The 24,587-nt window shown below is 70.8% G+C and carries 24 protein-coding genes; 14 read left to right on the top strand and 10 right to left on the bottom strand.

Annotation, left to right across the window (positions count from 1 at the left end; all coding sequences use genetic code 11):
• Nucleotides 1-54: 54 nt before the first annotated feature.
• The gene (locus tag ACIQRL_RS31360; RefSeq protein ID WP_401337845.1) at nucleotides 55-870 is read left to right on the top strand and encodes an alpha/beta fold hydrolase; all 816 of its coding nucleotides are present in this window, start codon (nucleotides 55-57) and stop codon (nucleotides 868-870) included.
• A 402-nt stretch (nucleotides 871-1,272) separates the two neighbouring features.
• Here the strand turns inward: ACIQRL_RS31360 and ACIQRL_RS31355 are convergent, their stop codons facing one another.
• Nucleotides 1,273-1,881 (bottom strand): ATP-binding protein, encoded by a 609-nt coding sequence (locus ACIQRL_RS31355; protein WP_401337843.1) that lies wholly within the window; start codon nucleotides 1,879-1,881, stop codon nucleotides 1,273-1,275.
• A gap of 241 nt (nucleotides 1,882-2,122) precedes the next feature.
• Here ACIQRL_RS31355 and ACIQRL_RS31350 point away from each other — a divergent pair, with 241 nt between their 5' ends.
• Complete coding sequence (locus ACIQRL_RS31350; RefSeq protein ID WP_401337841.1) at nucleotides 2,123-2,719, top strand: TetR/AcrR family transcriptional regulator; 597 nt, start codon at nucleotides 2,123-2,125, stop codon at nucleotides 2,717-2,719.
• 116 nt (nucleotides 2,720-2,835) lie between these two features.
• Here ACIQRL_RS31350 and ACIQRL_RS31345 read toward each other — a convergent pair whose 3' ends face one another.
• Nucleotides 2,836-4,503 (bottom strand): sigma-70 family RNA polymerase sigma factor, encoded by a 1,668-nt coding sequence (locus ACIQRL_RS31345; RefSeq protein ID WP_401337840.1) that lies wholly within the window; start codon nucleotides 4,501-4,503, stop codon nucleotides 2,836-2,838.
• A gap of 414 nt (nucleotides 4,504-4,917) precedes the next feature.
• Between ACIQRL_RS31345 and ACIQRL_RS31340 the strand changes: the two genes are divergently transcribed.
• Nucleotides 4,918-6,333 carry a DEAD/DEAH box helicase gene (locus ACIQRL_RS31340; RefSeq protein WP_401337838.1) on the top strand — a complete coding sequence of 472 codons (1,416 nt, stop codon included), beginning with the start codon at nucleotides 4,918-4,920 and terminating at the stop codon, nucleotides 6,331-6,333.
• 194 nt (nucleotides 6,334-6,527) lie between these two features.
• Here the strand turns inward: ACIQRL_RS31340 and ACIQRL_RS31335 are convergent, their stop codons facing one another.
• The 3 genes from ACIQRL_RS31335 to ACIQRL_RS31325 form a co-directional block, all read right to left on the bottom strand.
• Nucleotides 6,528-8,168: a WD40 repeat domain-containing protein gene (locus ACIQRL_RS31335; protein ID WP_401337837.1), complete on the bottom strand. Its 1,641-nt coding sequence runs from the start codon at nucleotides 8,166-8,168 to the stop codon at nucleotides 6,528-6,530.
• A 116-nt stretch (nucleotides 8,169-8,284) separates the two neighbouring features.
• The gene (locus tag ACIQRL_RS31330) at nucleotides 8,285-9,160 is read right to left on the bottom strand and encodes an LLM class flavin-dependent oxidoreductase (protein WP_401337835.1); all 876 of its coding nucleotides are present in this window, start codon (nucleotides 9,158-9,160) and stop codon (nucleotides 8,285-8,287) included.
• Nucleotides 9,161-9,299: 139 nt separating this feature from the next.
• A complete protein-coding gene (locus ACIQRL_RS31325) occupies nucleotides 9,300-10,319 on the bottom strand; it encodes an aldo/keto reductase (RefSeq protein ID WP_401337833.1) in 1,020 nt (339 codons plus the stop codon).
• A 173-nt stretch (nucleotides 10,320-10,492) separates the two neighbouring features.
• Between ACIQRL_RS31325 and ACIQRL_RS31320 the strand changes: the two genes are divergently transcribed.
• Nucleotides 10,493-11,086 (top strand): TetR/AcrR family transcriptional regulator, encoded by a 594-nt coding sequence (locus tag ACIQRL_RS31320; protein ID WP_401337831.1) that lies wholly within the window; start codon nucleotides 10,493-10,495, stop codon nucleotides 11,084-11,086.
• Between the two features lie 289 nt (nucleotides 11,087-11,375).
• Here ACIQRL_RS31320 and ACIQRL_RS31315 read toward each other — a convergent pair whose 3' ends face one another.
• The gene (locus tag ACIQRL_RS31315; protein WP_401338222.1) at nucleotides 11,376-12,836 is read right to left on the bottom strand and encodes a PucR family transcriptional regulator; all 1,461 of its coding nucleotides are present in this window, start codon (nucleotides 12,834-12,836) and stop codon (nucleotides 11,376-11,378) included.
• A gap of 100 nt (nucleotides 12,837-12,936) precedes the next feature.
• On the opposite strand from ACIQRL_RS31315, the gene ACIQRL_RS31310 reads away from it, so the two are divergent.
• The 3 genes from ACIQRL_RS31310 to ACIQRL_RS31300 all read left to right on the top strand — a co-directional run bounded on the left by ACIQRL_RS31310 (nucleotide 12,937) and on the right by ACIQRL_RS31300 (nucleotide 16,404).
• Nucleotides 12,937-14,472 carry a purine-cytosine permease family protein gene (locus ACIQRL_RS31310; RefSeq protein WP_401337829.1) on the top strand — a complete coding sequence of 512 codons (1,536 nt, stop codon included), beginning with the start codon at nucleotides 12,937-12,939 and terminating at the stop codon, nucleotides 14,470-14,472.
• Nucleotides 14,473-14,546: 74 nt separating this feature from the next.
• On the top strand, nucleotides 14,547-14,948 hold the full coding sequence (locus ACIQRL_RS31305) for a YybH family protein (RefSeq protein WP_401337827.1): 402 nt from the start codon (nucleotides 14,547-14,549) through the stop codon (nucleotides 14,946-14,948).
• A gap of 16 nt (nucleotides 14,949-14,964) precedes the next feature.
• Nucleotides 14,965-16,404, top strand: a complete 1,440-nt coding sequence (locus tag ACIQRL_RS31300; RefSeq protein WP_401337825.1) for a gamma-aminobutyraldehyde dehydrogenase — start codon at nucleotides 14,965-14,967, stop codon at nucleotides 16,402-16,404.
• A 75-nt stretch (nucleotides 16,405-16,479) separates the two neighbouring features.
• On the opposite strand, the gene ACIQRL_RS31295 is transcribed toward ACIQRL_RS31300, so the two are convergent.
• Nucleotides 16,480-17,292, bottom strand: coding sequence for a polysaccharide lyase family 7 protein (locus ACIQRL_RS31295; protein ID WP_401338220.1), 813 nt, complete (start codon nucleotides 17,290-17,292; stop codon nucleotides 16,480-16,482).
• A gap of 210 nt (nucleotides 17,293-17,502) precedes the next feature.
• Here ACIQRL_RS31295 and ACIQRL_RS31290 point away from each other — a divergent pair, with 210 nt between their 5' ends.
• From ACIQRL_RS31290 to ACIQRL_RS31280, 3 genes are all read left to right on the top strand, one after another.
• Nucleotides 17,503-17,994 (top strand): SRPBCC family protein, encoded by a 492-nt coding sequence (locus ACIQRL_RS31290; protein ID WP_401337823.1) that lies wholly within the window; start codon nucleotides 17,503-17,505, stop codon nucleotides 17,992-17,994.
• A 467-nt stretch (nucleotides 17,995-18,461) separates the two neighbouring features.
• Nucleotides 18,462-19,091, top strand: coding sequence for an AAA family ATPase (locus ACIQRL_RS31285; protein ID WP_401337822.1), 630 nt, complete (start codon nucleotides 18,462-18,464; stop codon nucleotides 19,089-19,091).
• Complete coding sequence (locus tag ACIQRL_RS31280; RefSeq protein WP_401337820.1) at nucleotides 19,088-19,312, top strand: hypothetical protein; 225 nt, start codon at nucleotides 19,088-19,090, stop codon at nucleotides 19,310-19,312. The genes ACIQRL_RS31285 and ACIQRL_RS31280 overlap by 4 nt, the downstream gene beginning before the upstream one ends.
• A gap of 122 nt (nucleotides 19,313-19,434) precedes the next feature.
• Here the strand turns inward: ACIQRL_RS31280 and ACIQRL_RS31275 are convergent, their stop codons facing one another.
• Nucleotides 19,435-19,695, bottom strand: coding sequence for a hypothetical protein (locus tag ACIQRL_RS31275; protein ID WP_401337818.1), 261 nt, complete (start codon nucleotides 19,693-19,695; stop codon nucleotides 19,435-19,437).
• 261 nt (nucleotides 19,696-19,956) lie between these two features.
• On the opposite strand from ACIQRL_RS31275, the gene ACIQRL_RS31270 reads away from it, so the two are divergent.
• Nucleotides 19,957-20,490, top strand: a complete 534-nt coding sequence (locus ACIQRL_RS31270; RefSeq protein ID WP_401337817.1) for a GNAT family N-acetyltransferase — start codon at nucleotides 19,957-19,959, stop codon at nucleotides 20,488-20,490.
• Between the two features lie 38 nt (nucleotides 20,491-20,528).
• On the opposite strand, the gene ACIQRL_RS31265 is transcribed toward ACIQRL_RS31270, so the two are convergent.
• Nucleotides 20,529-20,957 (bottom strand): YrdB family protein, encoded by a 429-nt coding sequence (locus tag ACIQRL_RS31265; RefSeq protein WP_401337816.1) that lies wholly within the window; start codon nucleotides 20,955-20,957, stop codon nucleotides 20,529-20,531.
• A 239-nt stretch (nucleotides 20,958-21,196) separates the two neighbouring features.
• On the opposite strand from ACIQRL_RS31265, the gene ACIQRL_RS31260 reads away from it, so the two are divergent.
• Entirely contained in the window at nucleotides 21,197-22,114 is a 918-nt protein-coding gene (locus ACIQRL_RS31260; protein WP_401337814.1) for an NADP-dependent oxidoreductase, read from the top strand.
• A 235-nt stretch (nucleotides 22,115-22,349) separates the two neighbouring features.
• Here the strand turns inward: ACIQRL_RS31260 and ACIQRL_RS31255 are convergent, their stop codons facing one another.
• A complete protein-coding gene (locus tag ACIQRL_RS31255) occupies nucleotides 22,350-22,916 on the bottom strand; it encodes a TetR family transcriptional regulator (protein ID WP_401337813.1) in 567 nt (188 codons plus the stop codon).
• Between the two features lie 162 nt (nucleotides 22,917-23,078).
• On the opposite strand from ACIQRL_RS31255, the gene ACIQRL_RS31250 reads away from it, so the two are divergent.
• Together ACIQRL_RS31250 and ACIQRL_RS31245 are read left to right on the top strand one after the other, a co-directional pair.
• Complete coding sequence (locus tag ACIQRL_RS31250) at nucleotides 23,079-24,014, top strand: SDR family oxidoreductase (protein ID WP_401337811.1); 936 nt, start codon at nucleotides 23,079-23,081, stop codon at nucleotides 24,012-24,014.
• A gap of 110 nt (nucleotides 24,015-24,124) precedes the next feature.
• The gene (locus ACIQRL_RS31245) at nucleotides 24,125-24,496 is read left to right on the top strand and encodes a VOC family protein (RefSeq protein WP_401337809.1); all 372 of its coding nucleotides are present in this window, start codon (nucleotides 24,125-24,127) and stop codon (nucleotides 24,494-24,496) included.
• Nucleotides 24,497-24,587 lie beyond the last annotated feature (91 nt).

Raw genomic sequence — 24,587 nt, 5'->3', positions numbered from 1 at the left:
CGTCGGCGCTTGGGATGATCTTGAGACCACGGGACAGCCCATAGGGTGCCTGGCATGACCTCCATAGCCTTACGCGGGACGACGCTCCACTACGACGACGCAGGGCCCTCGGCCGGGCTGCCCGTCCTGCTGATCCACGGGCACCCCTTCAACCGGACCCTGTGGGCACCGCAGGTCGAGGCACTGGTCGCGGCCGGGCACCGTGTCATCACCCCTGACCTGCGCGGTTACGGCGCCAGCGCCGTGCAACCCGGGACCGTGTATCTCGCGGACTTCGCCGACGACCTCGTCGGGCTCCTGGATCACCTGGGCATCGACCAGGCCGTCGTGGGCGGCGTCTCGATGGGCGGCCAGATCGCCATGGACCTGCAGCGCGGCCACGCCCGGCGCGTACGCGCCCTCGTCCTGTCGGACACCTCCGCGCCGGCCGAGACGAACGAGGGCAAGGCTTTCCGCAACCGGCTGGCCGACCGCCTCCTGGCCGAGGGGATGGACGGCTACGCGGACGAGGTCATCGGCAAGATGCTCGCCGACTACAACGTCACCGCGATGCCGGACGTCGCCGAGCGCGTCCTGCGCATGATGCGCGCCACCGATCCCCGCGGTGCGGCGGCAGCCCTGCGCGGCCGGGCGGAACGTCCCGACTACCGGGACACGCTCGCCGCCGTGCGGTGCCCCGTGCTGATCGTCGTCGGCGCCGACGACGTGTTCACGCCGGTCGCCGACGCCGAGGCCCTCCACGAACTCGTCCCGCACGCGAACCTGACCGTCATCGACGGGGCCGGTCACCTCCCCGGTGCGGAACAGCCCGGACGGTTCAACACGGCGCTGCTGGACTTCCTGGCCGCCCACGTGGCCACCCGTACCTGAGCGCGCCGACCGGTCGTCGTCGCCGGGTCGGCCGGAGCGGGGCCGCCGGGGTGGTCGTCGACTTCGGGCGTGCCGTGGCGCCGTACGGGATTCCTCGTGGGATCGGAGGCGGGCTCGGTTTCGTCGCGTACGAACTGGTCCGCCACCACTCGCCCGGGGGCGCGCGCTCGGGTGGGCTGCTGCTCGGGGCGGTCGTGGCGGGGGCTCTCGGCGCCCGGATTCCGGTGCGGGGAGCGTCGGCGTCGGGCGGTCGCTCTCCGCCACCGGATCGACGGGGCTGGAGCGGTCACGCGGGACGAGGCACGGCGGGAGGGGTAACCGCAGGAGCCGGCACGGCGGGAGGGGTAACCGCAGGAGCGGGCACTGCAGGAGCAAGCACGGCGGGACAGGGCACCGCAGGAATTACGTCGGGGTCTGTGTCGGCATTTCGAACCACATGGTCTTGCCGGTGGGCGTGCACGTGCTGCCCCAGCTTTCGGCGAGCAGATCGAGCAGTTCGGTGCCGCGTCCGCCTTCCGCCTCGGCGTCGGCCTCGCGGCGCACGGGGCGGGCGGGCTCCGTGTCCTCGACCTCGCACAGCAAGCGGTCGCCACGCACGCACAGGTTCAGCCGCAGCGGGCCGCGCGTGTGCCGCAGGGCGTTGGTGACCAGCTCGCTGACCAGGAGCTCGGCGGTTTCCGCCAGGTCTTCCAGATTCCACTCGTCCAGTTGCGCGACCACGAGGCGGCGGGCCCGGCGGGCCGAGGTCAGCTCCCGGGACAGGGGCCAGGAGGCGTCCCAGGGGGTGGCACGGGCGCGGGGCGCGTCGAACGGCCGAATCGGTTCGAGCGCACGCGACCACAGGGCCCGGTTGCGGGCAAGCCACGAGGTGGGTGCGGCCACGGCGGACCCTTCCGGCTCCTCGGCTGGTTTCGCGGCGTCCCTGCGGCCCGATCCCTCAGGCCGGCGGTAGAGCCGGGTGAAGCGCCCCCGGCGAGATATCGCCATGAGGTCGATGGCCCCCGGGGCCATGGGAATCAGTCCCTTCTGCACTGCTGGCGACCAGTGTGCCGGTGCGGCGTGGACCCGTCGGCGACCGGTCCGAGCATGTGCCAGGTCACGCGTTCACGTAACGCCCGTCACGATAACAAACTTACATGTAGCACTCGCTACGGTAAATTTTCTTGCCAAGCGTACCGATCCGGACATATGGGATGTGTTTGGTGTCACGTCATCCCACCGTAGCGACACCGCAGCCACGAGGGGAGCCCTCATGCCACGGACGCCCGATCAGGCCAAACGCCGCGATCTCGTCGACCGGGTCCGGGCGTATTTGATTCGCAACGGCCTGGCCGACCTGTCGCTGCGTCCTCTCGCCCGAGCGCTGGGGACCAGCGACCGCATGCTCCTGTACTACTTCGGGACCAAGGAACGCATGGTCGCCGAGGCGCTCGCCCTGGACGAGAGGCGCCCGCTCCTGCGAGCCCGGGGCGTGCTCGACCCCGCCGAGTCACCGCGGGACCCGGCCGGACTGCGCCGCTTCATGGAGGAGACCTGGCAGCAGTTCAGCGCCCCCGACCTGCGGCCCGCGCTCCCCCTCTACCTCGAGATCATGACCGCCAGCCTGCTCCATCCCGACCGGTACGGGCCCGTCATGCACGACACGCTGACCGAGTGGACCGGCCTGCTCACCTCCGCCTTCCGTGGCCTCGGCATGACCGAGGCCCGAGCCCGTACGGAGGCCACCCTGCTGGTCGACGCGACCTTCGGCCTGGTCGTCGCCTCTCTCGCCGAGGCCGGCCGGGGGCGGGCCGACGCGGCCTTCCATGCTCTTCTCGACCGCCTCGAACCCGGCTGGCACGTCACCTGAGGGGTTGTCCGGACCGATTACCCGCACCGATTGCCCGGACCCCGGACGCATCCGGACCCGCGTGTACGGCAAGAAGGTGATCAGCGGGTTTCCCGCTCGGGCAGGACCACCGGGAGTCACAGCTTCGCCCCGAAATCCTGTGTCCACCACGGGCCTCCCGACCCCTTGTGCACACCGACTCCGATGTTCTTGAACGAACAGTTGAGGATGTTCGCGCGGTGCCCCGGGCTGTTCATCCAGGAGTCCATCACCGCCTGTGGAGTCTGCTGGCCCATGGCGATGTTCTCGCCGTAGGTGGACCAGCGGTAGCCCGCTGCGGTGATGCGCTCACCGGGGTCGGCGCCGTCGGGGTTGGTGTGGTCGAAGAAGCCGCGGGCGGCCATGTCGTCGGAGTGCGCCTGGGCGGCGTCCTCGAGCTGCGCGTCCTCCGTGAGAGGACCGCAACCGGCGGCGGCCCGCTCCTTGTTCACCAGCGACACCACCTGCGCGACGGTGGTCGTCGGGGCCGACTGGGTCTGGGGTATGCCGGACACCTGCCGAGTCGGCCGAGCCGAGGACGCGGCGGCCCGCGCACTCGGTTCGGCGGGACCGGGTGTCCCGGAGGCTTTCGGCTTTGCCTTCGCCTTCTCCGATGCGGACGCCGACGAGGACGGAGATGCCGAGGAGGTGGCGGAGGCCGTGGCCGGTGAAGGGGTGCCGGTGGCGCCGGGTACCGAGAGGTCCATGACGGGGTCTCCCGCGGTCCGCGCGGGAGCCGCCCTGTCGGTGGATGTTCCCGGCCCGGTACCGAGGTACCAGAGGCCGCCGCCCGCCACACAGGCCGCCACGAGAGCGCCGCCCAGGGCCCGGCGCCTGACGCGTCGGCGCCGCCGGGCCTCGCCGCGCGAGACCGCTCTGCCGCGGGGCGCCCGATGCCCGGCCCCCGGACCCCCTTCTCCTTGGCCCGCGACGGCCGCGGTCCGCGATGCCGAGCCTGCGGCGGCCATCCCGCCGGTGGCGGTCCGCAGCGCCGCGGTCAGCGCGGGTGTGACGGCTATCAGCGCCAGGCCGACCAGCAGTCCCTCGGCGGGCACCAATCCGGTCCACAGGCCGGAACAGCGGACACAGTCCCGGGCGTGCCGGGCGATCCGCTTGCGCCACAAGGCCGAGGGCCGGCCGTTCCACGAGGCGAGGACACCACGGAGTTCCCCGCAGGGCGGGCGCGCGTCGAGGGCCCGTACCACTACGCGGGCCGTCTCCAACTGCGCCTTCATGCGCTGGACTTGGACCGCTGCGTGTTGAGGCGACAGTTCCAGGGCCTCGGCGACCTCGGTCCGGGTCAGTTCACCGGCGCATTCCAGCCACCACAGCGAGAGCACGCCTCGGTCGTCGGGTTCGAGCCAGCGGGTGGCCAGCGCGGTCTCCCGGCGCTGGCCGGAGAGCTGGAGCCGCACCATGGTGAGGTCCACGAAGTCGGCGCCGGGGTCCGCGAGGTCCTCGGCCTCCTCGACGGCACCCGGGGCGAGCTGCCGGTCCCGCCAGTGCGCCCGTATCTGGTTCATCGCGATCGCCACGAGCCAGGAGCGGAAACTCGCCGGAGTGCGCAGGCCCTCCAGCCCGTCCAGGGCTCGGAGCATGGTGTTCTGCACGACGTCGTCGACATCGACGGAGCCGTTCAGAGCGCGCCCGACGATGTTGTAGACCAACGGGAGAAACGCGCTGACCAGGGCGTCCTGAGCCGCCGAGTCGCCGGCTCGGGCGGCGGTCACCAGCGCCGCCGGCTCCACCGCGTGCTGTCTCCTCATGAAAACTTCCCTGTCCTCGACTCCGAACGATGCTGCCGTTGTCTGGGAGACCGCCTGCGGAACGTCGGATAACAGTTCTTCGGAGACTCGTTGCGGAGAGACTGGCCACACTGGGCCGCCGCTCGCAATGGAGCAGGTCACATCGGGGGCCGGTTCCCGGCCCACCCGGCGCACCCTTCGCGGCCACCGGCCCGCCCGTCCAAGCCACCGACCCGCGCTTCCGGGCCTCCGACCCACCTGTCCCGGCCTCCGGCCCGTCCTTCCCGGACACCGGCCGACGGGCGCCGGTCACCGGACCGGTGGGCGCCCGAGTGCCCGCTGGTAAAATGGGGGCACGCTTCGAAGTCGCCGGGGCCCGTGCCGAGAGGCACGGGCCCCGGGGCGTTCCGGGCGTCAGACTGAGGAAGGTTCCCCATGAACGCGAAGCCGCCGGCTCCTGGACTCTCCGACGCCGGCGAGCACCGGCCGACGCCGGCGCCGCAGGACGACGTCTCGACACCGCAGAGCCTCTCCACCGGCCTGCCTCCGGCCGCGGCGTTCGACGCGCTCGGCCTGCCGCCGGAACTGGTGGCCAAGATGACCGGTCTCGGGGTGACGGAGCCCTTCCCGATCCAGGCGGCGACGCTGCCCAACGCGCTGGCCGGGCACGACGTCCTCGGCAGGGCACGGACCGGCTCCGGCAAGACGTTGGCCTTCGGGCTGGCCCTGCTGACCCGGACGGCGGGCCGCCGAGCGGAGTCGAAGCGGCCGCTGGCGCTGGTGCTGGTACCGACCCGGGAGCTCGCCCAGCAGGTGAGCGACGCGCTGGAACCGTACGCGCAGACGATGAACGTCCGACTGGCGACGGTGGTGGGCGGTCTGTCGATCAACCGCCAGCAGGCGCTGCTGCGGACCGGCGTCGAAGTGCTCATCGCGACGCCGGGCCGGCTGACCGACCTGGTGTCACGCAGGGACTGCGTCCTGAACCATGTGCGGATCACGGTGCTGGACGAGGCGGACCAGATGTGCGACCTGGGCTTCCTGCCGCAGGTCTCGGAACTCCTCGACCAGATCCCGGCGGACGGGCAGCGCCTGCTCTTCTCCGCCACGCTCGACCACAACGTCGACCAGCTCGTACAGAAGTACCTTCACGACCCGGTGCTCGCCTCGGTCGACCGGGTGGCGGGCTCGGTCACCACGATGGAACACCACGTGCTGAACGTCCACGGCGCCGACAAGTACGCGACGGCGACCGAGATCGCCGCACGGGACGGCCGGGTGCTGATGTTCCTGGACACCAAGGCCGGCGTGGACCAGTTCACCCGTCATCTGCGGGCCAGCGGCATTCGGGCCTCCGCGCTGCACAGCGGGAAGTCGCAGCCGCAGCGGATGCACACGCTCGCCCAGTTCAAGAACGATGAGATCAACGTGCTGGTGGCCACGAACGTCGCCGCGCGGGGCATTCACATCGACGCGCTCGACCTCGTCGTCAACGTCGACCCGCCCGCCGACGCCAAGGACTATCTGCACCGGGCCGGGCGCACGGCGCGCGCCGGGGAGTCCGGGAGCGTGGTCACCCTGGTCACCCACGGCCAACGGCGGGATGTGAACCGGCTGATGTCCGACGCCGGCATCCGGCCGACCGTCACCCAGGTGCGCTCGGGCGAGGCGGCGCTGACCGCCATCACCGGGGCCAAGCGGCCGCCGACCGGGCCGCAGCCCACCGGCAACGCGCCCTTCCGCAGCATCGGCACCCGTCCGGGGCGTCCCGGCAAGGAGTCCCGCAAGACCGCGGACGCCCGGAAGGCCGCGGAGGCGCGTGCGGCGGCCCGGGTGCGCAAGGGCCGCTGACGCCGAGCTGACGCCGAACGGAGTCGCCCCGCCCCCGCGTCGAGTTCCACGACGCCGGCGTACGGTGTCCCCGGGGCGATTCCTCGTCGTGCGAATGACAACCAGCCCCGCATCAGGCGGCGTTGGCCGTCTTCGGTATGGCCCTCTGCTGGGCGGGGGCAAGGGCACGGACACCCACGCGCACGCGCAACGGGTCAGGGGACGACACTGGCCGCGTCCCACACGATGAGGGTGCCCTCGCGGTCCATGGTCAGCAGGTATCTCCGGTCGGGTGACATGTGGCACTCGTGGACGTTGTCGTTGTGGACTTCGAGCGTGCGGAGAAGGTCGCCGGTGCGGATGGACCGGATCTGCACCCGGCCGAAGTCGGGCACGGCCAGCCAGTCGTCGGTGGTGACGAAATCGGTGCCTCTCTGCGGCAGTGTGAAACGCTCGTCCCCACTGGGGAGTTCGAGAACCCGGATCCCGTACACGTCACCGATCGCGATCCACGAACCGTCCACTGCCATGCCGAGCCGGTTGACCGCGTGCGGATGGTCGGGCAGCTCCGCGATCCGGCGGCCGGTACGCGGGTCCCAGAGCCCGAGTTGGCCACGCGCGTTCCCCATGGCCAGAACCGAACCGTCGGCGGCGAGAGCCAGATGTCCGACCTGCCGTGCCAGCGGCTTCGTTCGCCGGCGTTCGCCCGTGAACGGGTTGACGAGGTCGCCGGTCGCCGCGTCGTAGGCGAGCCACATGTCGTCCGGGCCGTACACGGAATCCGCCACATGGCCGGCCTCGAAGGGGATCCGTTCCTCGCCGTCGGCCGCGTCCCACGCCCGCGCTCCCTCACCGGCGCACCGGGTCATGACGAAGCTGCCGTCCGGCGCGACGGCGCAGTGACAGCCCACCTCGGGAAGGGCCGGGATCACCAGGCGCACGGACCTCGTCGCCACGTCGTAGATCCTGATGTGCTTGTCCCGGCCGACCGCGACCAGCCAGGTGTTGTCCGGTGACATGGCGAAGTCCTGGGTGAACCGCGGTAGTTGCAGGACCGCGTGCAGCCCCGTCGGCTGCCGGACGGCGAGGGCGGCGACCTGCCCCGCGTGACCCAGTGCTCGCAGCAGCTCGTGGGCCAGTTCTCCCGGATCGCGGAGTGCCGCGGGATCCTGTCTGCCGATGACCTTGTTGATCGCCGAAGTCGTGGCCCTGGACTCCGGGGAGTCGACAAGGGCCAGGTCGGCCAGCAGTCCCCGCACCTCGAACCGCTGGATCCTGGCGATCTGCCACCGCGGATCCGCGAGCAGCGCCGCGGCCTTCTCGGGATCGCAGTGCCACAGGTGCCACACCAGGTTCCGCCACCAGTACCCGGCCAGAAGCGGCAGATCCAACCATGTGCCGCCGGGCTGCGCCGACAAGCGTGCGTGGTCCAGGAGTTGCTCGTGCCACTCGGCCTCCTCGTCCGCGGGCCAGCGTGACCTCAGGCGGTCGTGCAGTCCTTCGGGGACGGTGAGCCGCATCCTGCCGTCGTCGGCCGGGGCGATGCTGACGAGTCGCGCGGCGCGGAGACGTTCGAGGAGGCCGAGCGTGAACGCGTAGGGTCCTCCGTCCATCCCGGCCCAGGCCTCTTCGACCTCCGTCACGCCCAGTTCGACGCCGGGGCGGAGTGCCGACAGGCGCCGGGCCTCCAGAGACTCACGCAGGGTGAGTACGGCCGTCAGCGCGGTGCCGATCCGGTCGTCTCCCCAGTCCTTGTGGCCGGTCGCCCGCTCCCACTCCTCGGCATCGCGCATCCTGCGCCGGGCCTCGTACCGGCGTAACCGCCATTCGTCCCAGATCGCCCGCGGTGTTCTCATGGCCCGTGCCCCCGCCCGCAGATGGAACCTCAGTGAGACCGCTCGAACGCCTGCGCGTAGGCATTCCCCTGGGCTCCCCGCACGAACCCGACCGAAACCCGTCTGTCCCGAACCGGTCAGGCGGACGTGCTGATGAGCTCGTCGGCGACCCACTGTGCGACCTCGGCCGGGTAGGGCGCCGAAAGACCGAGGACGATGTGTCCGAAGCCCGCCGCCAGCGCCTCACCGATCGCGTGCCGGGTCATCTCGGGCCGGTCGTAGGAGACGGGCACGAACATCGAGCGGACGACGGCGGCGGGGTCGCGGCCGATCTCCGCGCAGTAGCGGTCGAGGAGCGCGCCACGGCCGACGGCGTCCTCGATGTCCCCGCCGGGGAAGTTCCACAGGTCGGCGTGTTCGGCGACCACGCGCAGCGTCGCGGACGAGCGTCCGCCGATGAGGATCGGCGGGTGGGGGCGCTGGACGGGCTTGGGGTTGCCGAACGCTCCGGTGAGTTGGTGGTAGGTGCCGTGGAAGTCGAACGGTTCCTCCTCGGTCCACAACCGCCGGATCACCGTGCAGGCCTCGGCGAGGCTCCCCACGGCGTACCCGGAGTCGTGGAAGGGCAGGCCGTGAGCCTCGTACTCGCGCCGGGCCAGGGGATGACCGGGTCGTGAGCCGGCGCCGATACCGAAGTCGAGCCGTCCGCCGGAGACGATGTCGACGGTCGCGGCGATCTTCGCGAGAATCGCGGGAGGCCGGAACCGGTTGCTGGTCACCATCACGCCGAGCCGTAGCCGTCGGGTCTGCGCGGCCAGGGCGGAGAGCAGCGTCCAGCCTTCGTAGGCCGGTCCGCCGGGATCGCCGAAGATCGGCATGAGGTGGTCGAACAACCAGGCGTGCTCGATCTGCGGAAGGGCGTCCGCCTCGCGCCAGACGCGGAGGAGGTCGTGGTAGTCGACCTGCGAGGGGGCGGTCATGATTCCGAAACTGGTCCGGGGTGTGTGCGGCATGGGGTCGGATCCTTTCGACACCGGGCACGCCGACCGGGCGCGCCGGCTGGATGGAGAAGGGGCAGTCCCCGTGGGGCCTCCGCGCGTCCGCGGTCTCGGGAGCCACGGGGTCCGGGTGAGGGGCCGGCCTCCTGGACGTTCAGCGGCGTCGCAGTGACGGGTCCAGGAGGGAGGGCGGAGTGTCGAACTTCTCGTGCGCGGCGAGGTCCGTGCCAGGGGCGACGATCGTGTCGATGGCGTCGAGTACGTCGCCGGGGAGCACGGTGTCGGCCGCGGCGAGCTGCGCGTGCAGATGGTCCGGCGTGCGGGGGCCGATGAGTGCGCTCGTCACGGCGGGATGCGCCGTCACGAATCCGAGTGCGAGCTGGATCATGGTCAGGCCGGCCCCGTCGGCGACTTCGGCCAGTTTCTCGACGGCGTCGAGCCTGGCCCGGTTGGAGGGAAGAGTGAGGTCGAAGCGTTGCGGCAGGATGGTCGAGCGGCTGGTGGTGATCTCCCGGCCCTCCCGGACGGCGCCCGACAGCCAGCCCGAGGCCAGCGGACTCCACGCGAGAACACCGAGCCCGTACTCCTCGGTCACGGGAAGCACATGGGTCTCGATGCCCCGTTGCAGGATCGAGTAGCTGGGCTGTTCGGTGGCGTAGGCCCTCAAGTGGTATTCGCGGGCGGCCCATTGGGCCTGCACGATGCGGTGGGCGGGGTAGGTCGAGGAGCCGAAGGAGCGGATCTTTCCCGCGCGTTGCAGGTCGGTCAGGGCCGACAGGGTCTCCTCGTCGCCGGTGCTCGGGTCCCAGCGGTGGATCTGGTAGAGATCGACGTGGTCCACACCGAGACGGCGCAGACTGTTGTCCAGCTCGGTGAACAGCCAGCGGCGCGAAGCGCCCCGGTGGTTGCGCTCCTCGCCCATGGGCATGCCCGCCTTCGTGGCCAGCACGATGTCGTCGCGGCGGCCGGCGATGGCTTTGCCGACCATCTCCTCCGACTCTCCCTGGCCGTACATGTCGGCCGTGTCGATGAGGTTGATCCCGCCGTCGAGAGCGGCGTCGACGATGGCGGTCGCCTCGTCCTGAGTGGTGCGCCCGATGCTGCCGAAGTTCATGGCGCCGAGCGCGAGCGAGCTGACCTGCACACCGGTGCGGCCCAAGGTGCGGTACTGCATGACCGTGTCTCCTCCATCGAGGGTGCAGCGTGGATTGGTCGCCGGGTCCGTGATCTGCCATCATGAGCAAACGGGACACCGTCCCGTTTGACGATACGGAACACGGTCCCACTTAGCAAGGCGATGCGGAACGATGTTCCGTTTGACTGTCCGGCCACGGAGGGAAGGGCGCGATGAGCGACAGCGACGAGACCGCCGCAGGGCAGGCGGCCCGGCCCAGACGGGCCGACGCCCGGCGCAATCAGGAGACGTTGCTCGACGCGGCCGCCGCGGTCTTCGCCACGTCGGGCGTGGAGGCACCCGTGCGCGACATCGCGGCCAGGGCCGGTGTCGGGACGGCCACGATCTACCGGCACTTCCCGACGCGGGCGGATCTCATCGTCGCCGTCTACCGGCACCAGGTCGAAGCCTGCGCCGAGGCGGGGCCGGTCCTGCTGAGGGACTGCGGCTCCCCTCATGCCGCGCTGGCCCGGTGGATCGACCTCTTCGTCGACTTCCTCGTCACGAAGCACGGACTCGCCGCCGTCCTGCAGCCCGACAACACGGCCTTCGACGCCCTGCACACGTACTTCATCGACCGCCTCGTCCCCGTGTGCGCCCAACTCCTGGGCGCGGCGGCCGACTCCGGCGAGATCCGCCCCGGCCTGACGGCGTACGAACTGATGCGGGGCGTCGGCAATCTCTGCATCGGCGCCCACAACGACCCTCACTACGACGCGCGGCGCCTGGTCGAACTCCTCATCGCGGGCCTGCGCCGCCCCCGCTGACCACCCGACCCGGACCCGTCGATCACCTTGAACTCCCCTTCCAGACAAGCGAGTTCAAGGCGGATCAGCCCGCCGAGCAGCGCGCTCCCCGGCCACCGCGCACTCGGGCCCCGGCTGGATTTGCCTGTCGACCTCACCGCCGAGTTCGAGGCCGATCTCGCCGACATCCGGCGGCTTGTCGAGGCCGCCGCGCGGCGACGGGAGTGAGCGGCGCGTCCGGTGCGCGTTGCCCCGGGGTGCCACCGGCGGGTGGTGGGACGAGACCGCTCACGGGCGCTCCCGGGTCCGATCAGTCGGTGAGGCCCAGGGCTCCCGCCGCCTGGATCGCCAGCCAGACCTCGGCCAGGGCGCCCGTCGACGTCAGATCGCGGTCGGCGAGCGTGCCGAAGCGGCGCAGCCGGTAGGCGAGTGTGTTGGGGTGGATATGGAGTGCCGCCGCGGCCGTCTCGGTGCGGCGGTCGCGCTCCATCCAGGTGCGGGCGGAGACCAGGAGCTGTGAGTCATGGGTCTCGTCGTAGCGCAGGACGCCGCCGAGCACATGCTCGACCAGCGCGCTCAGGACGGCGGGGTCGTCGGGCAGCCAGCGGCCCGCCCCGTCGTCGCCGTAGTGCACGACGGGCCGGCCCGACTCGACGGCCTTGGACACCGCCCAGAGCGCCTCGCGCTGGGCGACCTTCAACGCGGCGCCGGGCAGGAAGGGACGACTGGCCCCGGCTGCCACGGCCGGGAGTTCACCGACGGCCGCCGCCAGCTCCGGCGCCCCGAGGACGTAACGGTCCTCGCCCCGGGTGAGCAGCAGATGGGGCCGGTCCTCCAGACAGCGCAGCAGCACCTCGTCGGTGGTGCGGCGCACGATGAGCAGCACGGTGTCGCCCTCGATCGCGTGCCGGGCGAGCCGGCGGCGCGCGGCCTCCGGGTCGAGCACCTCCTGCAGCAGTTCGGCGAACGTCTCCGCTCCCTCGCGGCGCAGCGTCTCGCGCTGGTTGCGGACCATCGCCAGCCGGAGCGCCGCGACGGTGGCGATGTGCTGGACGACGGCGAGTCCCGCGGGCCGGGCGCCCGCACGCTCGTACGCGACGAGAAAGCCCGCGGGGCCGCCGGGCGCGGGCACGGGAAGCACGAAACCGCCCGGGATCGTCGGCGGGGCGTCGACGGAGGCGGGCAGGACGGCTGCATCCGGCACGGGGACTCCGGGCAGGAGCGGGCGGCCCTGGGGTGTGCAAAGGAACACGTCGTAACCCGACAGACCTTCGAGACGGCGTAGGAGTGTCGGTGTGTCGAGGTTCTCGGTGACCAGCCAGCGCAGCGCGCCGAAGACCTGGAGCTGCGCGCCCAGCCGGTGCCGGGCGTCCTCCTGGGCCCCGGCCGCGACCTCCTGGGCGACCGCGATGAAGGGGACCGCGAGCGGCACTTCGAGGACCGGGAACCCGCGCTCCTCGGCCGCCTCGAAGAACGCGTCGTGCAGCGGCGGCATGTGCAGCTGCGCGGAGAGCGCGAGACCGGACGCCCCGGCATCGTCCAGCCGCTCCAGGTACGCGCGCTGTTCGGCGGCGGCACGGGGTATCGCCAGGCCGGCCGTCATGATCACCTCGGCTCCCAGGAGCCAGGGCGTCGGGTCGACGAGCTCGCTGGCGTGCGCCCAGGAAACGGACCGGTCCAGACCCCCGCCGCCGGCCTTCAGCGAGAGCTGGAGTGCCGGGGAGGAGAGCAGATGTCCGATGGTGAGTTTGTCGCTGGCCACAAAAGACATCGTACGCATCTGTGATGGACACCATTGTCGCAGGTCACCGGGCGCCTCACACTGTGGAGGCCACCGTTTGAACGGTGCACTAACTGACATTGGAGGGCCCGTGACGACCTCGGTCACCGAAATCGAGACATATGGCGTCGAGCGAATTCCTGACGAGGACCGCACGGCCCGGCCGATCGACTTGTTCCGGCTCGCCTTCGGCGGCGCCAACACCTTCGCGACCTGTGTGCTGGGCGCGTTCCCGATCCTCTTCGGGCTCTCCTTCTGGCAGGGGCTCGCGGCGACCGTCCTCGGCCTGGTCGCGGGCGCGCTGCTGCTGGCCCCGATGGCACTGTTCGGCCCCGCCAACGGCACGAACAACGCGGTCTCCTCCTCCGCGCACCTGGGCGTGCACGGTCGGGTCGTCGGCTCCTTCCTCTCCCTGCTCACCGCCATCGCGTTCTTCTCGATCTCCGTGTGGTCCTCGGGAGACGCGCTCGTCGGCGGCGCGCACCGACTGGTCCACGTCCCCGAGTCGGACGTCACCTACGGCATCGCGTACGCGATCTTCGGCGGACTCGTGCTCGTCGTCTGCATCTACGGCTTCCGCTTCATGCTGCTGGTCAACAAGATCGCGGTGCTGGCGGCCTCGGCCCTCTTCGTGCTCGGTGCCTTCGCCTTCGCCGGTGACTTCGACCCCGGTTACGCGGGCGCCTTCGCCTCGACGCACGACGCGCTGTTCTGGCCGTCGTTCATCGGCGCCGCTCTGATCGTGCTCTCCAACCCGGTCTCCTTCGGCGCGTTCCTCGGTGACTGGTCCCGCTACATCCCCGCGAACACCCCGCGCCGCCGGGTGATGGGCGCCGCGTTCCTCGCCCAGATCGCCACCCTGCTGCCCTTCGTCTTCGGCCTGGCCACGGCGTCGATCATCGCGACGAAGGCCGCGAAGTACGTCGACCCGGCCGCCCCGAACTACGTGGGCGGACTGCTGGCCATCTCCCCCGGCTGGTACTTCCTGCCGCTCTGCCTGATCGCCCTGATCGGCGGCCTGTCGACCGGCACGACGTCCCTCTACGGAACGGGGCTGGACTTCGCCAGCGTCTTCCCGCGCTTCAACCGCGTCCAGGCCACCTTCTTCATCGGTGTCCTGTCCATCGGATTCATCTTCCTCGGCCGCTTCGCGCTCAACCTCACGCAGTCCATCTCCACCTTCGCCACGCTGATCATCACCTGCACCGCGCCGTGGATGGTCGTCATGGCGCTCGGCTACGTCACCCGGCGCGGCTGGTACGACGCCGAGGCGCTGCAGGTCTTCAACCGGCGTCAGCGCGGTGGCCGCTACTGGTTCGCGCACGGCTGGAACTGGCGCGGCATGGGCACCTGGGTCGTCAGCGCTGTCGTGGCGCTCCTCTTCACCAACCTGCCGGGCCAGTTCGTCGGCCCGCTGGGCAACCTCGCGAACGGCGCGGACATCTCGCTGCCGGTCGGCCTCGCCCTGGCGGTCGTGCTCTACCTCGCCTCACTCGCCCTGTTCCCCGAACCGCGCGCCGTGTTCGGTCCGGCCGGACCCCGCTTCGTCCGGGCGTCCGACGCCGAGATCGCGCCGATCACCGGTGGCGTCGAGGAGAAGACCCCCGAGCCCGCCGCGGCTCGCTGATCCCTCACCGTCACCGACACCCCCGACCGGGCGCCCGGTCCTGACCGCCGGGCGCCCCTGACCAGGAGCAGCGCATGAGCACCACCACCGTCCAGGAAGTCCGGTCCGCCGCGGACGCGCTCGTCGCCGCGTTCGCCGAGAGCCGCCTCGACGACTACTTCGGCGCCTTCGCCCCGGACGCGACGTTCGTCTTCCACACCACCCCGCAGCGGCTCGGCTCCACGGCCGAATACCGCGCCCTGTGGCAGCAGTGGGTGGAGGAGGACGGTTTCCGCATCCTCGGCTGTACCTCGTCCGCACAGCTGATCCAGCCCTTCGGCGACACGGCTGTGTTCAGCCACGACGTGGAGACCCGGGTCGCCACCAACGCCGGCGAGGAGACGCTGCACGAGCGGGAGACCATTGTTTTCGCCCGCTCCGAGGACGGCACCTGGCTCGCCGTCCACGAGCACCTGTCCCCCCGTACCGCCGCCTGACCAGGAGAGACGTTCCATGAGCAGCACGTTCCGCAACTACATCGACGGTGCGTTCGCGGACGCCTCCGACGGCCGGACGCTCGATGTGGTGGACCCCACCACCGGTGACGTCTACGCGACCTCCCCGCTCTCGGGCACGGCCGATGTCGACGCGGCGATGGCCGCCGCGGCCGCGGCCTTCCCCGTCTGGCGCGACGCGACCCCGTCCGTGCGGCAGCGCGTCCTGCTGAAGATCGCCGACGCGATGGAGGCACGCGCCGAGGAACTGGTCGCCGCGGAGAGCCGGGACACCGGCAAGCCGCTGCACCTCACCCTCAGCGAGGAGCTCGGCCCGGCGATCGACCAGGTCCGCTTCTTCGCGGGCGCGGCCCGCATGCTGGAGGGCCGCTCGGCCGGCGAGTACATGGAGGGGATGACCTCGATCATCCGCCGTGAGCCGGTCGGTGTGTGCGCTCAGGTCGCTCCCTGGAACTACCCGCTGCTGATGGCGGTGTGGAAGTTCGCCCCGGCGCTCGCGGCGGGCAACGCGGTGGTCCTCAAGCCCTCGGACACCACCCCGGCCTCCACGGTGCTGATCGCTGAGATCATCGGCGGCGTCCTGGAGGAGCTGGACCTGCCCCGGGGCATCTTCAACGTCGTCTGCGGCGACCGCGAGACCGGCCGGCTCATGGTGGAGCACCCGACCCCGGCGATGGCCTCCATCACGGGTTCGGTGCGCGCGGGCATCCAGGTCGCGCAGAGCGCGGCCAAGGACGTCAAGCGCGTCCACCTGGAGCTCGGCGGCAAAGCCCCGGCCGTGGTCTTCGAGGACGCCGACCTGGCGAAGGCGGTCGAGGACCTGGTGGTCGGCGGCTTCTTCAACGCCGGCCAGGACTGCACGGCCGCCACCCGCGTGCTGGTCCACGTGTCGGTCCACGACGAGTTCGTCGCCGCCCTCGCCAAGGCCGCCGCCGAGACGAGGACCGGGCTGCCGGACGACGAGGACGTACTGTACGGGCCGCTCAACAACGCCAACCAGCTCGCCCAGGTCAGCGGCTTCATCGAGCGTCTGCCCGAGCACGCGAGGGTCGAGGCGGGCGGCCACCGGGTGGGCGACAAGGGCTACTTCTACGCCCCGACCGTGGTCTCGGGCCTGAAGCAGGACGACGAGATCATCCAGAACGAGGTCTTCGGCCCGGTCATGACCGTGCAGTCGTTCACGGACGAGGCCCAGGCCGTCGCGTACGCCAACGGCGTCGACTACGCGCTGGCCTCCTCGGTGTGGACCAGGGACCACGCGCGGGCGATGCGGATGTCGAAGAACCTCGACTTCGGCTGTGTGTGGATCAACACCCACATGGCGCTGGTCGCCGAGATGCCGCACGGCGGGTTCAAGCGGTCCGGCTACGGCAAGGACCTCTCCGCGTACGGCTTCGAGGACTACACCCGGATCAAGCACGTCATGACGTCGCTCTGACCGGACGTTCCACCGGCTGAGGGGTGAGCGCGGCGCCTTCGCCGCGTTCACCCCTCTCTCGCGCGCGACGACCTCTCAGCCGTGCGAGACGTTCAGGCCGTAGAAGGCGACGCGCGCCCCCTTCGTGGTGCTGTCGGAGGACGACTGGTTGTACGAGCCGGCCTTGAAGTACTGCTTGTACGGGAAGAACGACGACGGAATCGCGTAGTGCGTGGTGCTGCCGTTGACGGTCAGGTCGATGGTGTTGCCGCCGGAGACGGCGATCGTGTAGGTCCACGTCTTGCCGACCGCCACATGTCCCACCGTGTGGGTCGTCTGTCCGCCGGACGGCGAGTTCTCGGTGCCGGCGACGATGTCGCCGCTGGAGCGGTAGTACAGCTCCACCAGCGGTTTGGTGGACGATCCGCCGGAGCCGAGGTGGATCTGGCCGACACACACGTTGGACGTCACCGACACCACCCGCAGCGTCGCGCTCAGCCGGTGGGTCCCGCTCAGTGACCAGTCCGCCGCGCTGCCGCTGCGGTTCATCTCGCGCAGTTCGGAGCGTGCGTAGGAGGAGTTCGGCGTCGTGACGCCCTTCTCGGGCGCCCAGAAGGTCATGGCGCCGTCGCGGGTGTCGGTGTAGAAGTACGCGTCCTGGTAGCCGTTCGCCCCCTGCAGGCGGGCGGAGGAGATGGTGGTGGGCGAGCCCGGGGAGCCCACCGGCTCCTGGAGCTGCCAGACGGACAGGTCGAAGTTGCCGCCGGGCGCGACCTTCGGGTCGGCGGCGCCGGCGCTGGAGGTTCCCAGGACGGTGGCCACGGCGATGACGCCCGCGACGGTGGCCGTCGTCAGAAGCCTCCCGCCTCGTTCGGCCGATGTTCGGGTACGTGGTCGACTCTTCAGCATGACGGTCACGGCCTTTCGTCTGGTGGAGCGGATGCAGACGGTGGGGAAGGTGATGTTCATGTAGGTGAACGATGAGCTCACCTGTGAACTCGCGTGCCGTGACGCTAAAGGTCTGAACCAACCCCGTCAAGGGGTCGCGCGGGGACTCGGGAAGAGCGACCCGTCCCGCCTGACCGTCCGTCAGCGTCCGTGCTGTGTAGCCTGAAAAGCGTGTATACGACGCGTGTCTCGCGGTGGGTGAACGCCCCGCGAGCAGAGGTCTACCGGGCACTGCTGGACGCGACCGCTGTCGCGAAGTGGCGGGTGCCGACCGGCATGAGCGGCGAGGTGCACGCGTTCGACGCCCGCGAGGGTGGTGCCTTCCGGGTCTCACTCACGTACGAAGCACGGAACGGGACGGGCAAGTCCCACGCGCGCACCGACACGTACCACGGCCGCTTCGTGGAGCTCGTCCCGGACGAGCGGGTGGTCGAGCTGGTCGAGTTCGAGACGGCCGATCCCGGCCTCCGCGGAGAGATGACCATGACGACGGAGCTGATCGACGCGGACGGCGGCACCGAGGTGGTGATCGTGCACGAGGGTGTCCCGGACGCGGTGCCCGCCGCCGACAACGAGACCGGAACACGCATGGCGTTGGACCATCTGGCCCGGCTGGTCGAGCGGGGACAGGGCGTCAACCCCGGTGGCGCTCACCGGGGTTGACGCCACGTGAGTGCGGCCGGTACGCGAAACCGTCGCCGAGCCGCTTCGCGGCGTTCTTGCCCCGGGCGACCACGCTCGCGCCGTCGAGGACGGCGAGACCCGAGCCGGAGGTGGTGCAGCCTCAAGGTGATGTGCGGCAGGCAGGCGGCGCTGACCAGGAGGGCGGCCTCGAAGCTCCCGCACCGAGGCGTTGAGCCGGGTCCGCGAGGCCCACGCGGAGTTCCTCGACGCCCATCGGTCCGCCGAGGACGCGGCCGGAGGCATGGCATCAGCCGCACGGTGCCGCGTCCAGGTCACGGCGGGTTCGGCAGGCGGGTGCACGACGGTCGTGGGGTGGGCCTGTGCGAGGGCGCACCGCGTTGGTCCATTGGAATGATTCACCGGCGCCGCAGGGTGAACGAGGGTCGGTACGCCCCGCGTGGGCAGCCGCCGGTCCCCCGCGGTCACTAGCGTGGCTCCTTGTGTCGATGAGCTATGCCTTTGTGAACCTGAAACCCGGTGTGGGCAAGACGACGAGCGCGGTGTGGTTGGCTCACGCACTGCACGAGTCGGGCTTCTCACCGCTGTTGGTGGACAGCGACCCCGCGTCCTCGGCGCTGCGGTGGAGCGAGCTGGCCGGGGGCTTCCCCTTCCCCGTGTTCTCCCTTCCGGTGGGCGACGTGCACCGGCGGGTGAACGACTTCCTCGGCGACCGGCAGGCCGTGGTGTTCGACGCCCCGCAGATGGAGGACCACGCCCACATCGCCCGCAGCGTCATGCGCTACGCGAGCGAGTGGATCGTTCCGGTGACCCCGTCCCCCATCGAGCTGGACCGCATGGCACCGATCGGCGGCGAGATGGGCGACGTCCAGTCCCTGCGGGCCCGGCCGGCCCGCTCCGCCGTACTGCTGAACCGTACGAACCGTCCCGACGCCACGCGTACCGGTCCCGACGCCGACGCCCGCGAAGCGCTCACCGAGCGCGGCTTCGACGTGCTGTCCACCCACATTCCCCGACTCGACCTGTACTCCCAGTCGTTCGGCAGCCCTGTCGTGGTCAAGAGATCGGCGTACATGGATCTCGCGGACGAGCTCATCAAGCGTCAGGACACGATGTGAATCAGCGCAAGGACACCTACCGAGCCGCCCTGCAGCGGGAACCGGATGTCGTCGCACCGCGCCACGCCAAGGTCGCGCGGCTCCACACGCGGTACGTCCGCGTGACGATCGAACTGGACCCCGCGCTGCCGCGTGAACTGACCCGGTGGGTGGGACCCCCCGTCTCCGCGATCCTGCGCGTCGGCGCAACCGTACTGCGCCCGCTGACGGGCGCCCCGTAGGCGCGGTGCCCCGCGCCCGCGGGGGGACGAGGGAACGGGAGGCACGGGGACGGAGGGACACGGGGGCCGATTCGACGACCGGGCCGGCTCCTGCGGGTGCCATGCCGTGCCATGGCGGAAACTCAGGTCTCCATCGGATGGCCGCCGTCGCCCTCGACCACGACCCGGTCGACGCCCGGTTCGTCGGCACGTTCGACCATCGTCAGGTCGATCTCCCCGTCACCGGTGGTGTCGAACTGGTAGAGATCGGCCTTGCCGTCACCTGTGGTGTCGGTCATCCAGATGTCGGTCCTTCCGTCGCCGTTGGTATCGGCGCTGAGGACGACGTGGTGCTCGTCCCCCTGGGTCTCGATCACTTCGTCCGTGCCGTCATTCGTCTCCATGACGGCCGGTTGCCCCGGCCGACCCGTCCAAAACAAGGGCCCGTTCCGAGGGAAGGGAGTGTGTGTGCCCTGATCCACCTACTGGACGCCGGGCGGGCGGACACGTCCGCGACCCCGGGGTGGCTCGGTGCGCGGCTCGGGGTGAACGCGGCGTCGACCACGGCTCCGATCGACCGGCTGGAACGCCTGGGGCCCACGTCCGCCGGGACCGCGACCCCCGGCCACCAGCCAGTACGTCACCGGTAGGGCAGGATGGGTCTCATGACCGAGATCCGCACCCCCCGCCTCCTCCTCCGCCGCTGGTACGACGACGACCTCGCCCCCATGGCGGACATCAACGCGGACGCCGATGTCATGCGCTGGGTCGACGACGGGTCGGTCCTCGACCTTGACGCCACGGCCGAGGCGATCGAGCGGTGGGAAGACGAATGGGACGAGGAAGGCTTCGGTCTCTTCGCCGTCGAACTGCTGGCCTCGGGCGAGATGGCCGGCTTCGCGGGACTGTCCGTGCCCGACTACCTGCCCGAGGTCATGCCCGCCGTGGCGATCAGCTGGCGGTTCGGCTCACAGTTCTGGGGCCAGGGCTACGCCTCCGAAGCGGCCCACGCCACACTGGAGTTCGCGCTCCAGGACCGCGGCCTCGACCGTGTCATCAGCATCAACCGGATGGGCAACGAGGCCTCGGAGAACGTGATCCGCAAGCTCGGCATGAAGCCGGAGGGCGAGACGGCGCACCCGGTGTACGGCTTCCCGCTGAGCATCCACGCCATCGATCTCACCGAGTTCCAGGCGTGAGTCCTCGGCTCGATGCCGTGCGCCCGCTTCGGTGGGTCTCAGCCGGACTCCGGTGAGTCCGCCGTGCCCTCCGGCCCCGTGGGACGGGCGGGCACGGTACGGCGAAGGGTTTCGGCCACCGCCGTGTTCGCGGCCACGACGAACGCCATGAACACGGCGGCGACGGGATGCCCCACCCCGTACAGGGCCGCCACGCCACCTCCCAGTACCACCGCCTTGACGAGGAGCACGAGGGGCAACCCGGGCCGCAGGCGCGCCTTCGGCGCCGCGAACAGCGACCAGAGCACGATCGCCGACAGGGGCGTCCCCACACCGAGCAGGATGTGCGGCAACAGGCCGTGACCGGTGGTGAATCCCCACCACGTCAGACAGGCCAGCGCGACAAGCTCCACCACGAACGCCAGGAGTTCGTTGGCCGCGAACCACGGCCGCTCGGCGAACAGGGCTGTGTCGCGGTCGGTTGACATGGAGTCCTCTCGGTGTGCCGGACGCCCAGCATGACAGCGCGGCACCACCTGTCGGGCCCGTTCGACGAACCCGTGGCCAGAGCCTCTTGGAAGGCCGGTGAACACATCCTCTGAGCGTCGTCCTTGGGAACACAACTCCGTCCCTCAGCTGTTGTGTGCCGTGGCACGGTCGATGTGCGGCCGTTGCGAGGCGTGGCTGTCCCAGGCTTGCCCGAACGAGGAAGAGCGGTGATCACGCGATGAAGGCGGTGCGGTTCCACGAGTACGGCGGGATCGATGTGCTGCGGGTGGAGGAGGTGGAGCGGCCGACACCCGGCCCCGGGGAGCTGCTGGTCGCGGTCCGCGCGGCCGGGATCCAGCCCGGTGAGGCGATGATCCGCGAGGGCGCCCGGCACGGACGCTGGCCGGCGACGTTCCCTTCCGGGCAGGGCAGCGATCTGGCCGGTGTCGTGGTCGAGGTGGGTCCGCAGGTGCGTGGCTTCGCGGTGGGCGACGAGGTCTTGGGCTTCACCCACAACAGAGCGAGCCACGCGGAGTTCGTCGTGGTCGAGGACGTGAAACTGACCTCGCGCCCGGAGGGCCTTTCCTGGGACGTGGCCGGGTCGTTGTACGTGGCCGGTACGACCGCGTACGCCACCGTGTTCGCGGTGGACCCCGGACCGGCCGACACGCTCGTCGTGTCCGGTGCGGCGGGTGGCGTCGGGTCCCTCGCCGTGCAGCTCGCGCGGCGGCACGGCGCCACGGTGATCGGGCTGGCGAGCGAGCGGAACCACGCCTGGCTGAAGGATCGCGGTGTCGTCCCGGTCGCGTACGGGGAGGGTGTGGCCGAACGGATCCGGCAGGCTTCCGGCGGGAAGGTCGACGCGTTCATCGACACCTTCGGCGACGGATACGTCGAGCTGGCAGTGGAGTTGGGCGTGCGGCCCGAGCGGATCAACACGATCCGCGACTGGCAGGCCGCCGCCGAGGTCGGTGCGCGAACGTACGGAGAAGGCGCGGCGGCCAGCGCGGTCACGGTCGGCGAGCTGGCCCGGCTTGCCGCGCGGGGAGAGCTGGAGGTGCCGATCGCCCGCACCTATCCGCTGGAGCGGGTGCGAGACGCGTTCCGCGAGCTGGAACAGCGGCAGACGCACGGCAAAATCGTGCTCCGGCCCTGAGGGCCGGCGAGGTACCACCGGTCGCGCCCGCCCGCCGTGGACTCAGCGCACGGATGAGGGGCGCCGACTCGCGGTTCGGTCCGACGGGACCATGAACTACCGGACACCGGACCCGACTTCGAGCCGTCCGGGATCGGAAGTCCGGATCCGGAGTCCTGAGTGTGCGTATGAGTCCTGAGCCCGAGTGCTGAATCCGGGTACTGAGTCCGGGTCGGATCGGAGTCCGGGTCGGGAGTCACTCGTCCGTGGTCACTGCCCTCAGGCCGGCCAACGACTCCGCGATGAACGTGGACAGTTCGCGGTCCCCGGTCCGCTCGACCCAGCGGCGGAACGCGACCTTGAAAACGGCGACGCCCACCTCCGCGGCAAGGCCCGCCGAGGCGTCGTCGACACCGCGCCGGCGCAAGGCGTCCGCGAGCGCCGTGGACAGCGAGGCGAGTTTGATCAACTCGCGTTCCTGCAGCTCTGTGTTGGCGTCGATCACGGACTGCCGTAGGCGAGCGTGCTCCTGGCGTTCCTGCAGCAGACCCGCGGCAGCCTCGAAGGCCGCCGCCACGGCGTCCATCGGGGTGGCGGTCTCGGGAGCACGTGCGACGGCGTCCACGAGCAGTTCCTGCAGCACGCTCGAACCAGAGAACAGCACTTCGCGCTTGTCCGCGTAGTGCCGGAAGAACGTCCGCTCCGTCAGCCCCGCCCGTTCGGCGATCTCCGCCACCGAGGTGCGCTCGAAGCCGCGCTCCACGTAGAGCTCCAGCGCCGCCCGTTCCAGGCGGCCGCGCGCGTCCGGCTGCCATCGACCCATGCCCGGCATCGTACTCGATGACAGTCCCTGACATCGAGAGCCACCCTTTGATGACAGTGCCTGACATCGAGTGCTACGTTTGATGACAGTGACTGACATCGCCCGATCGTCCCACGCGCCTTCCCGGCGCCGGGGCGATCACCCAACGCTGGAGGCTTTCTCATGCGCGTTTTCGTCACCGGGGCATCCGGGTGGATCGGCTCCGCACTCGTCCCCGAACTCATCGACGCGGGCGACCAGGTCGTCGGGCTCGCCCGCTCGGACGCCTCCGCAGCGGCCCTCACGAAGGCCGGTGCCGACGTGGTGCGCGGCACGCTCGACGACCTCGACGTCCTGCGCGACGCCGCCGGGGCGTCGGACGGCGTGGTCCACCTCGCGTTCAAGCACGACACCGCCTTCTCCGGAGGTTTCCAGGACGCCGCCGACGCGGACCGCCGTGCCGTCGAGACGTTCGGTGAGGCGCTCGCGGGTTCCGGACGCCCGTTCGTCCTCGCCTCGGGACTGCTCGGACTGGCCCCGGGTCGCCTGAGCACCGAAGCGGACGGACGGACGCCGGACCAGTTGCCCGAGCACCTGCCGAGCGGCCCGCGGACCCGGATGGGCACTGCCCACCTGACCCTCACCCTGGCCGACCGGAACATCCGCTCCTCCGTACTACGGCTCCCCCCGACCGTGCACGGCGAGGGCGACCACGGGTTCATGGCGGCCCTGGTCGGCATCGCCCGCGACAAGGGCGTCGCCGGGTACGTCGGCGACGGCTCGCAGCGCTGGCCGGCCGCGCACCGCGACGACGTCGGCCACCTCTTCCGGCTCGCCCTGGAAGGCGCACCGGCCGGATCGGTCCTGCACGCGGCCGCGGAGGAAGGCGTACCGATCCGTTCGGTCGCCGAGGTCATCGGCCGCCACCTCGACGTGCCCACCCGTTCCGTCCCCGCCGAGGAAGCGGCCGAGCACTTCACCTGGCTGGCGGGATTCATCGGCCTCGACAGCCCGGCCTCCAGTGGGCCGACCCGCGAGCTGCTGGGGTGGCGACCGACTCGGCCGGGCCTGATCGAAGACCTCGACAAGGGGCACTACTTCCGCACCGACGCGCGGTAGTCGGCCCTCGCGCCCACCTCCGGGGGCCGGGCGCCACCGGTCGTCCGGCGGGGTCGTAAGAACCCCTCCGCCGGATGCCGTCCGGGCGGAATCAGGGCACATTGACCGATATGCCCCTTGCGTTGCATCACATCGTCATCGACGCGCACGACCTCCCCTCCCTGGCCCGTTTCTGGGCCGAGGTGCTGGGGTGGCGGGTCCTTTCCGAGCGGGAGCGGGAGGTCGTGATCGGGCCGGACGAGACGGCGCCGGTGGGCATCTGCTTCATGCCGGTGACGGGGCACAAGGTCGTCAAGAACCGTCTGCACCTTGATCTGACGTCCGCGGCCGAGGACCGGGAGGCGGAGATCGAGCGCATCCTCGCGCTCGGCGCCCGCAGGGCGGACGTCGGGCAGAGCGGCGAGGAGTCATGGACCGTGCTGGCCGATCCGGAGGGGAACGAGTTCTGCGTGGTCCGCCCGAAGGCGACCCTCATCGGCTAGTGAGCTGGTTGTGAGTTGGTTCGGCACCACGTGGGTTGCTTTCCGTACCACTTCACGGGTTCGCATACCTGGTGCCGATTGGCTGCGGTCT

This window comes from Streptomyces sp. NPDC091209 (assembly GCF_044757755.1).
Lineage (GTDB): Bacteria > Actinomycetota > Actinomycetes > Streptomycetales > Streptomycetaceae > Streptomyces.
Note: the sequence above shows the minus strand (reverse complement) of the source record. Positions and strands in the feature narration are given on the sequence as shown.

Coding starts and splice junctions, on each gene's coding strand:
- ACIQRL_RS31360 (WP_401337845.1), top strand. CDS start 55: ATGACCTCCATAGCCTTACGCGGGACGACGCTCCACTACGACGACGCA.
- ACIQRL_RS31355 (WP_401337843.1), bottom strand. CDS start 1,881: ATGGCCCCGGGGGCCATCGACCTCATGGCGATATCTCGCCGGGGGCGC.
- ACIQRL_RS31350 (WP_401337841.1), top strand. CDS start 2,123: ATGCCACGGACGCCCGATCAGGCCAAACGCCGCGATCTCGTCGACCGG.
- ACIQRL_RS31345 (WP_401337840.1), bottom strand. CDS start 4,503: ATGAGGAGACAGCACGCGGTGGAGCCGGCGGCGCTGGTGACCGCCGCC.
- ACIQRL_RS31340 (WP_401337838.1), top strand. CDS start 4,918: ATGAACGCGAAGCCGCCGGCTCCTGGACTCTCCGACGCCGGCGAGCAC.
- ACIQRL_RS31335 (WP_401337837.1), bottom strand. CDS start 8,168: ATGAGAACACCGCGGGCGATCTGGGACGAATGGCGGTTACGCCGGTAC.
- ACIQRL_RS31330 (WP_401337835.1), bottom strand. CDS start 9,160: ATGCCGCACACACCCCGGACCAGTTTCGGAATCATGACCGCCCCCTCG.
- ACIQRL_RS31325 (WP_401337833.1), bottom strand. CDS start 10,319: ATGCAGTACCGCACCTTGGGCCGCACCGGTGTGCAGGTCAGCTCGCTC.
- ACIQRL_RS31320 (WP_401337831.1), top strand. CDS start 10,493: ATGAGCGACAGCGACGAGACCGCCGCAGGGCAGGCGGCCCGGCCCAGA.
- ACIQRL_RS31315 (WP_401338222.1), bottom strand. CDS start 12,836: ATGTCTTTTGTGGCCAGCGACAAACTCACCATCGGACATCTGCTCTCC.
- ACIQRL_RS31305 (WP_401337827.1), top strand. CDS start 14,547: ATGAGCACCACCACCGTCCAGGAAGTCCGGTCCGCCGCGGACGCGCTC.
- ACIQRL_RS31300 (WP_401337825.1), top strand. CDS start 14,965: ATGAGCAGCACGTTCCGCAACTACATCGACGGTGCGTTCGCGGACGCC.
- ACIQRL_RS31295 (WP_401338220.1), bottom strand. CDS start 17,292: ATGCTGAAGAGTCGACCACGTACCCGAACATCGGCCGAACGAGGCGGG.
- ACIQRL_RS31285 (WP_401337822.1), top strand. CDS start 18,462: ATGAGCTATGCCTTTGTGAACCTGAAACCCGGTGTGGGCAAGACGACG.
- ACIQRL_RS31275 (WP_401337818.1), bottom strand. CDS start 19,695: ATGGAGACGAATGACGGCACGGACGAAGTGATCGAGACCCAGGGGGAC.
- ACIQRL_RS31270 (WP_401337817.1), top strand. CDS start 19,957: ATGACCGAGATCCGCACCCCCCGCCTCCTCCTCCGCCGCTGGTACGAC.
- ACIQRL_RS31265 (WP_401337816.1), bottom strand. CDS start 20,957: ATGTCAACCGACCGCGACACAGCCCTGTTCGCCGAGCGGCCGTGGTTC.
- ACIQRL_RS31260 (WP_401337814.1), top strand. CDS start 21,197: ATGAAGGCGGTGCGGTTCCACGAGTACGGCGGGATCGATGTGCTGCGG.
- ACIQRL_RS31255 (WP_401337813.1), bottom strand. CDS start 22,916: ATGGGTCGATGGCAGCCGGACGCGCGCGGCCGCCTGGAACGGGCGGCG.
- ACIQRL_RS31250 (WP_401337811.1), top strand. CDS start 23,079: ATGCGCGTTTTCGTCACCGGGGCATCCGGGTGGATCGGCTCCGCACTC.
- ACIQRL_RS31245 (WP_401337809.1), top strand. CDS start 24,125: ATGCCCCTTGCGTTGCATCACATCGTCATCGACGCGCACGACCTCCCC.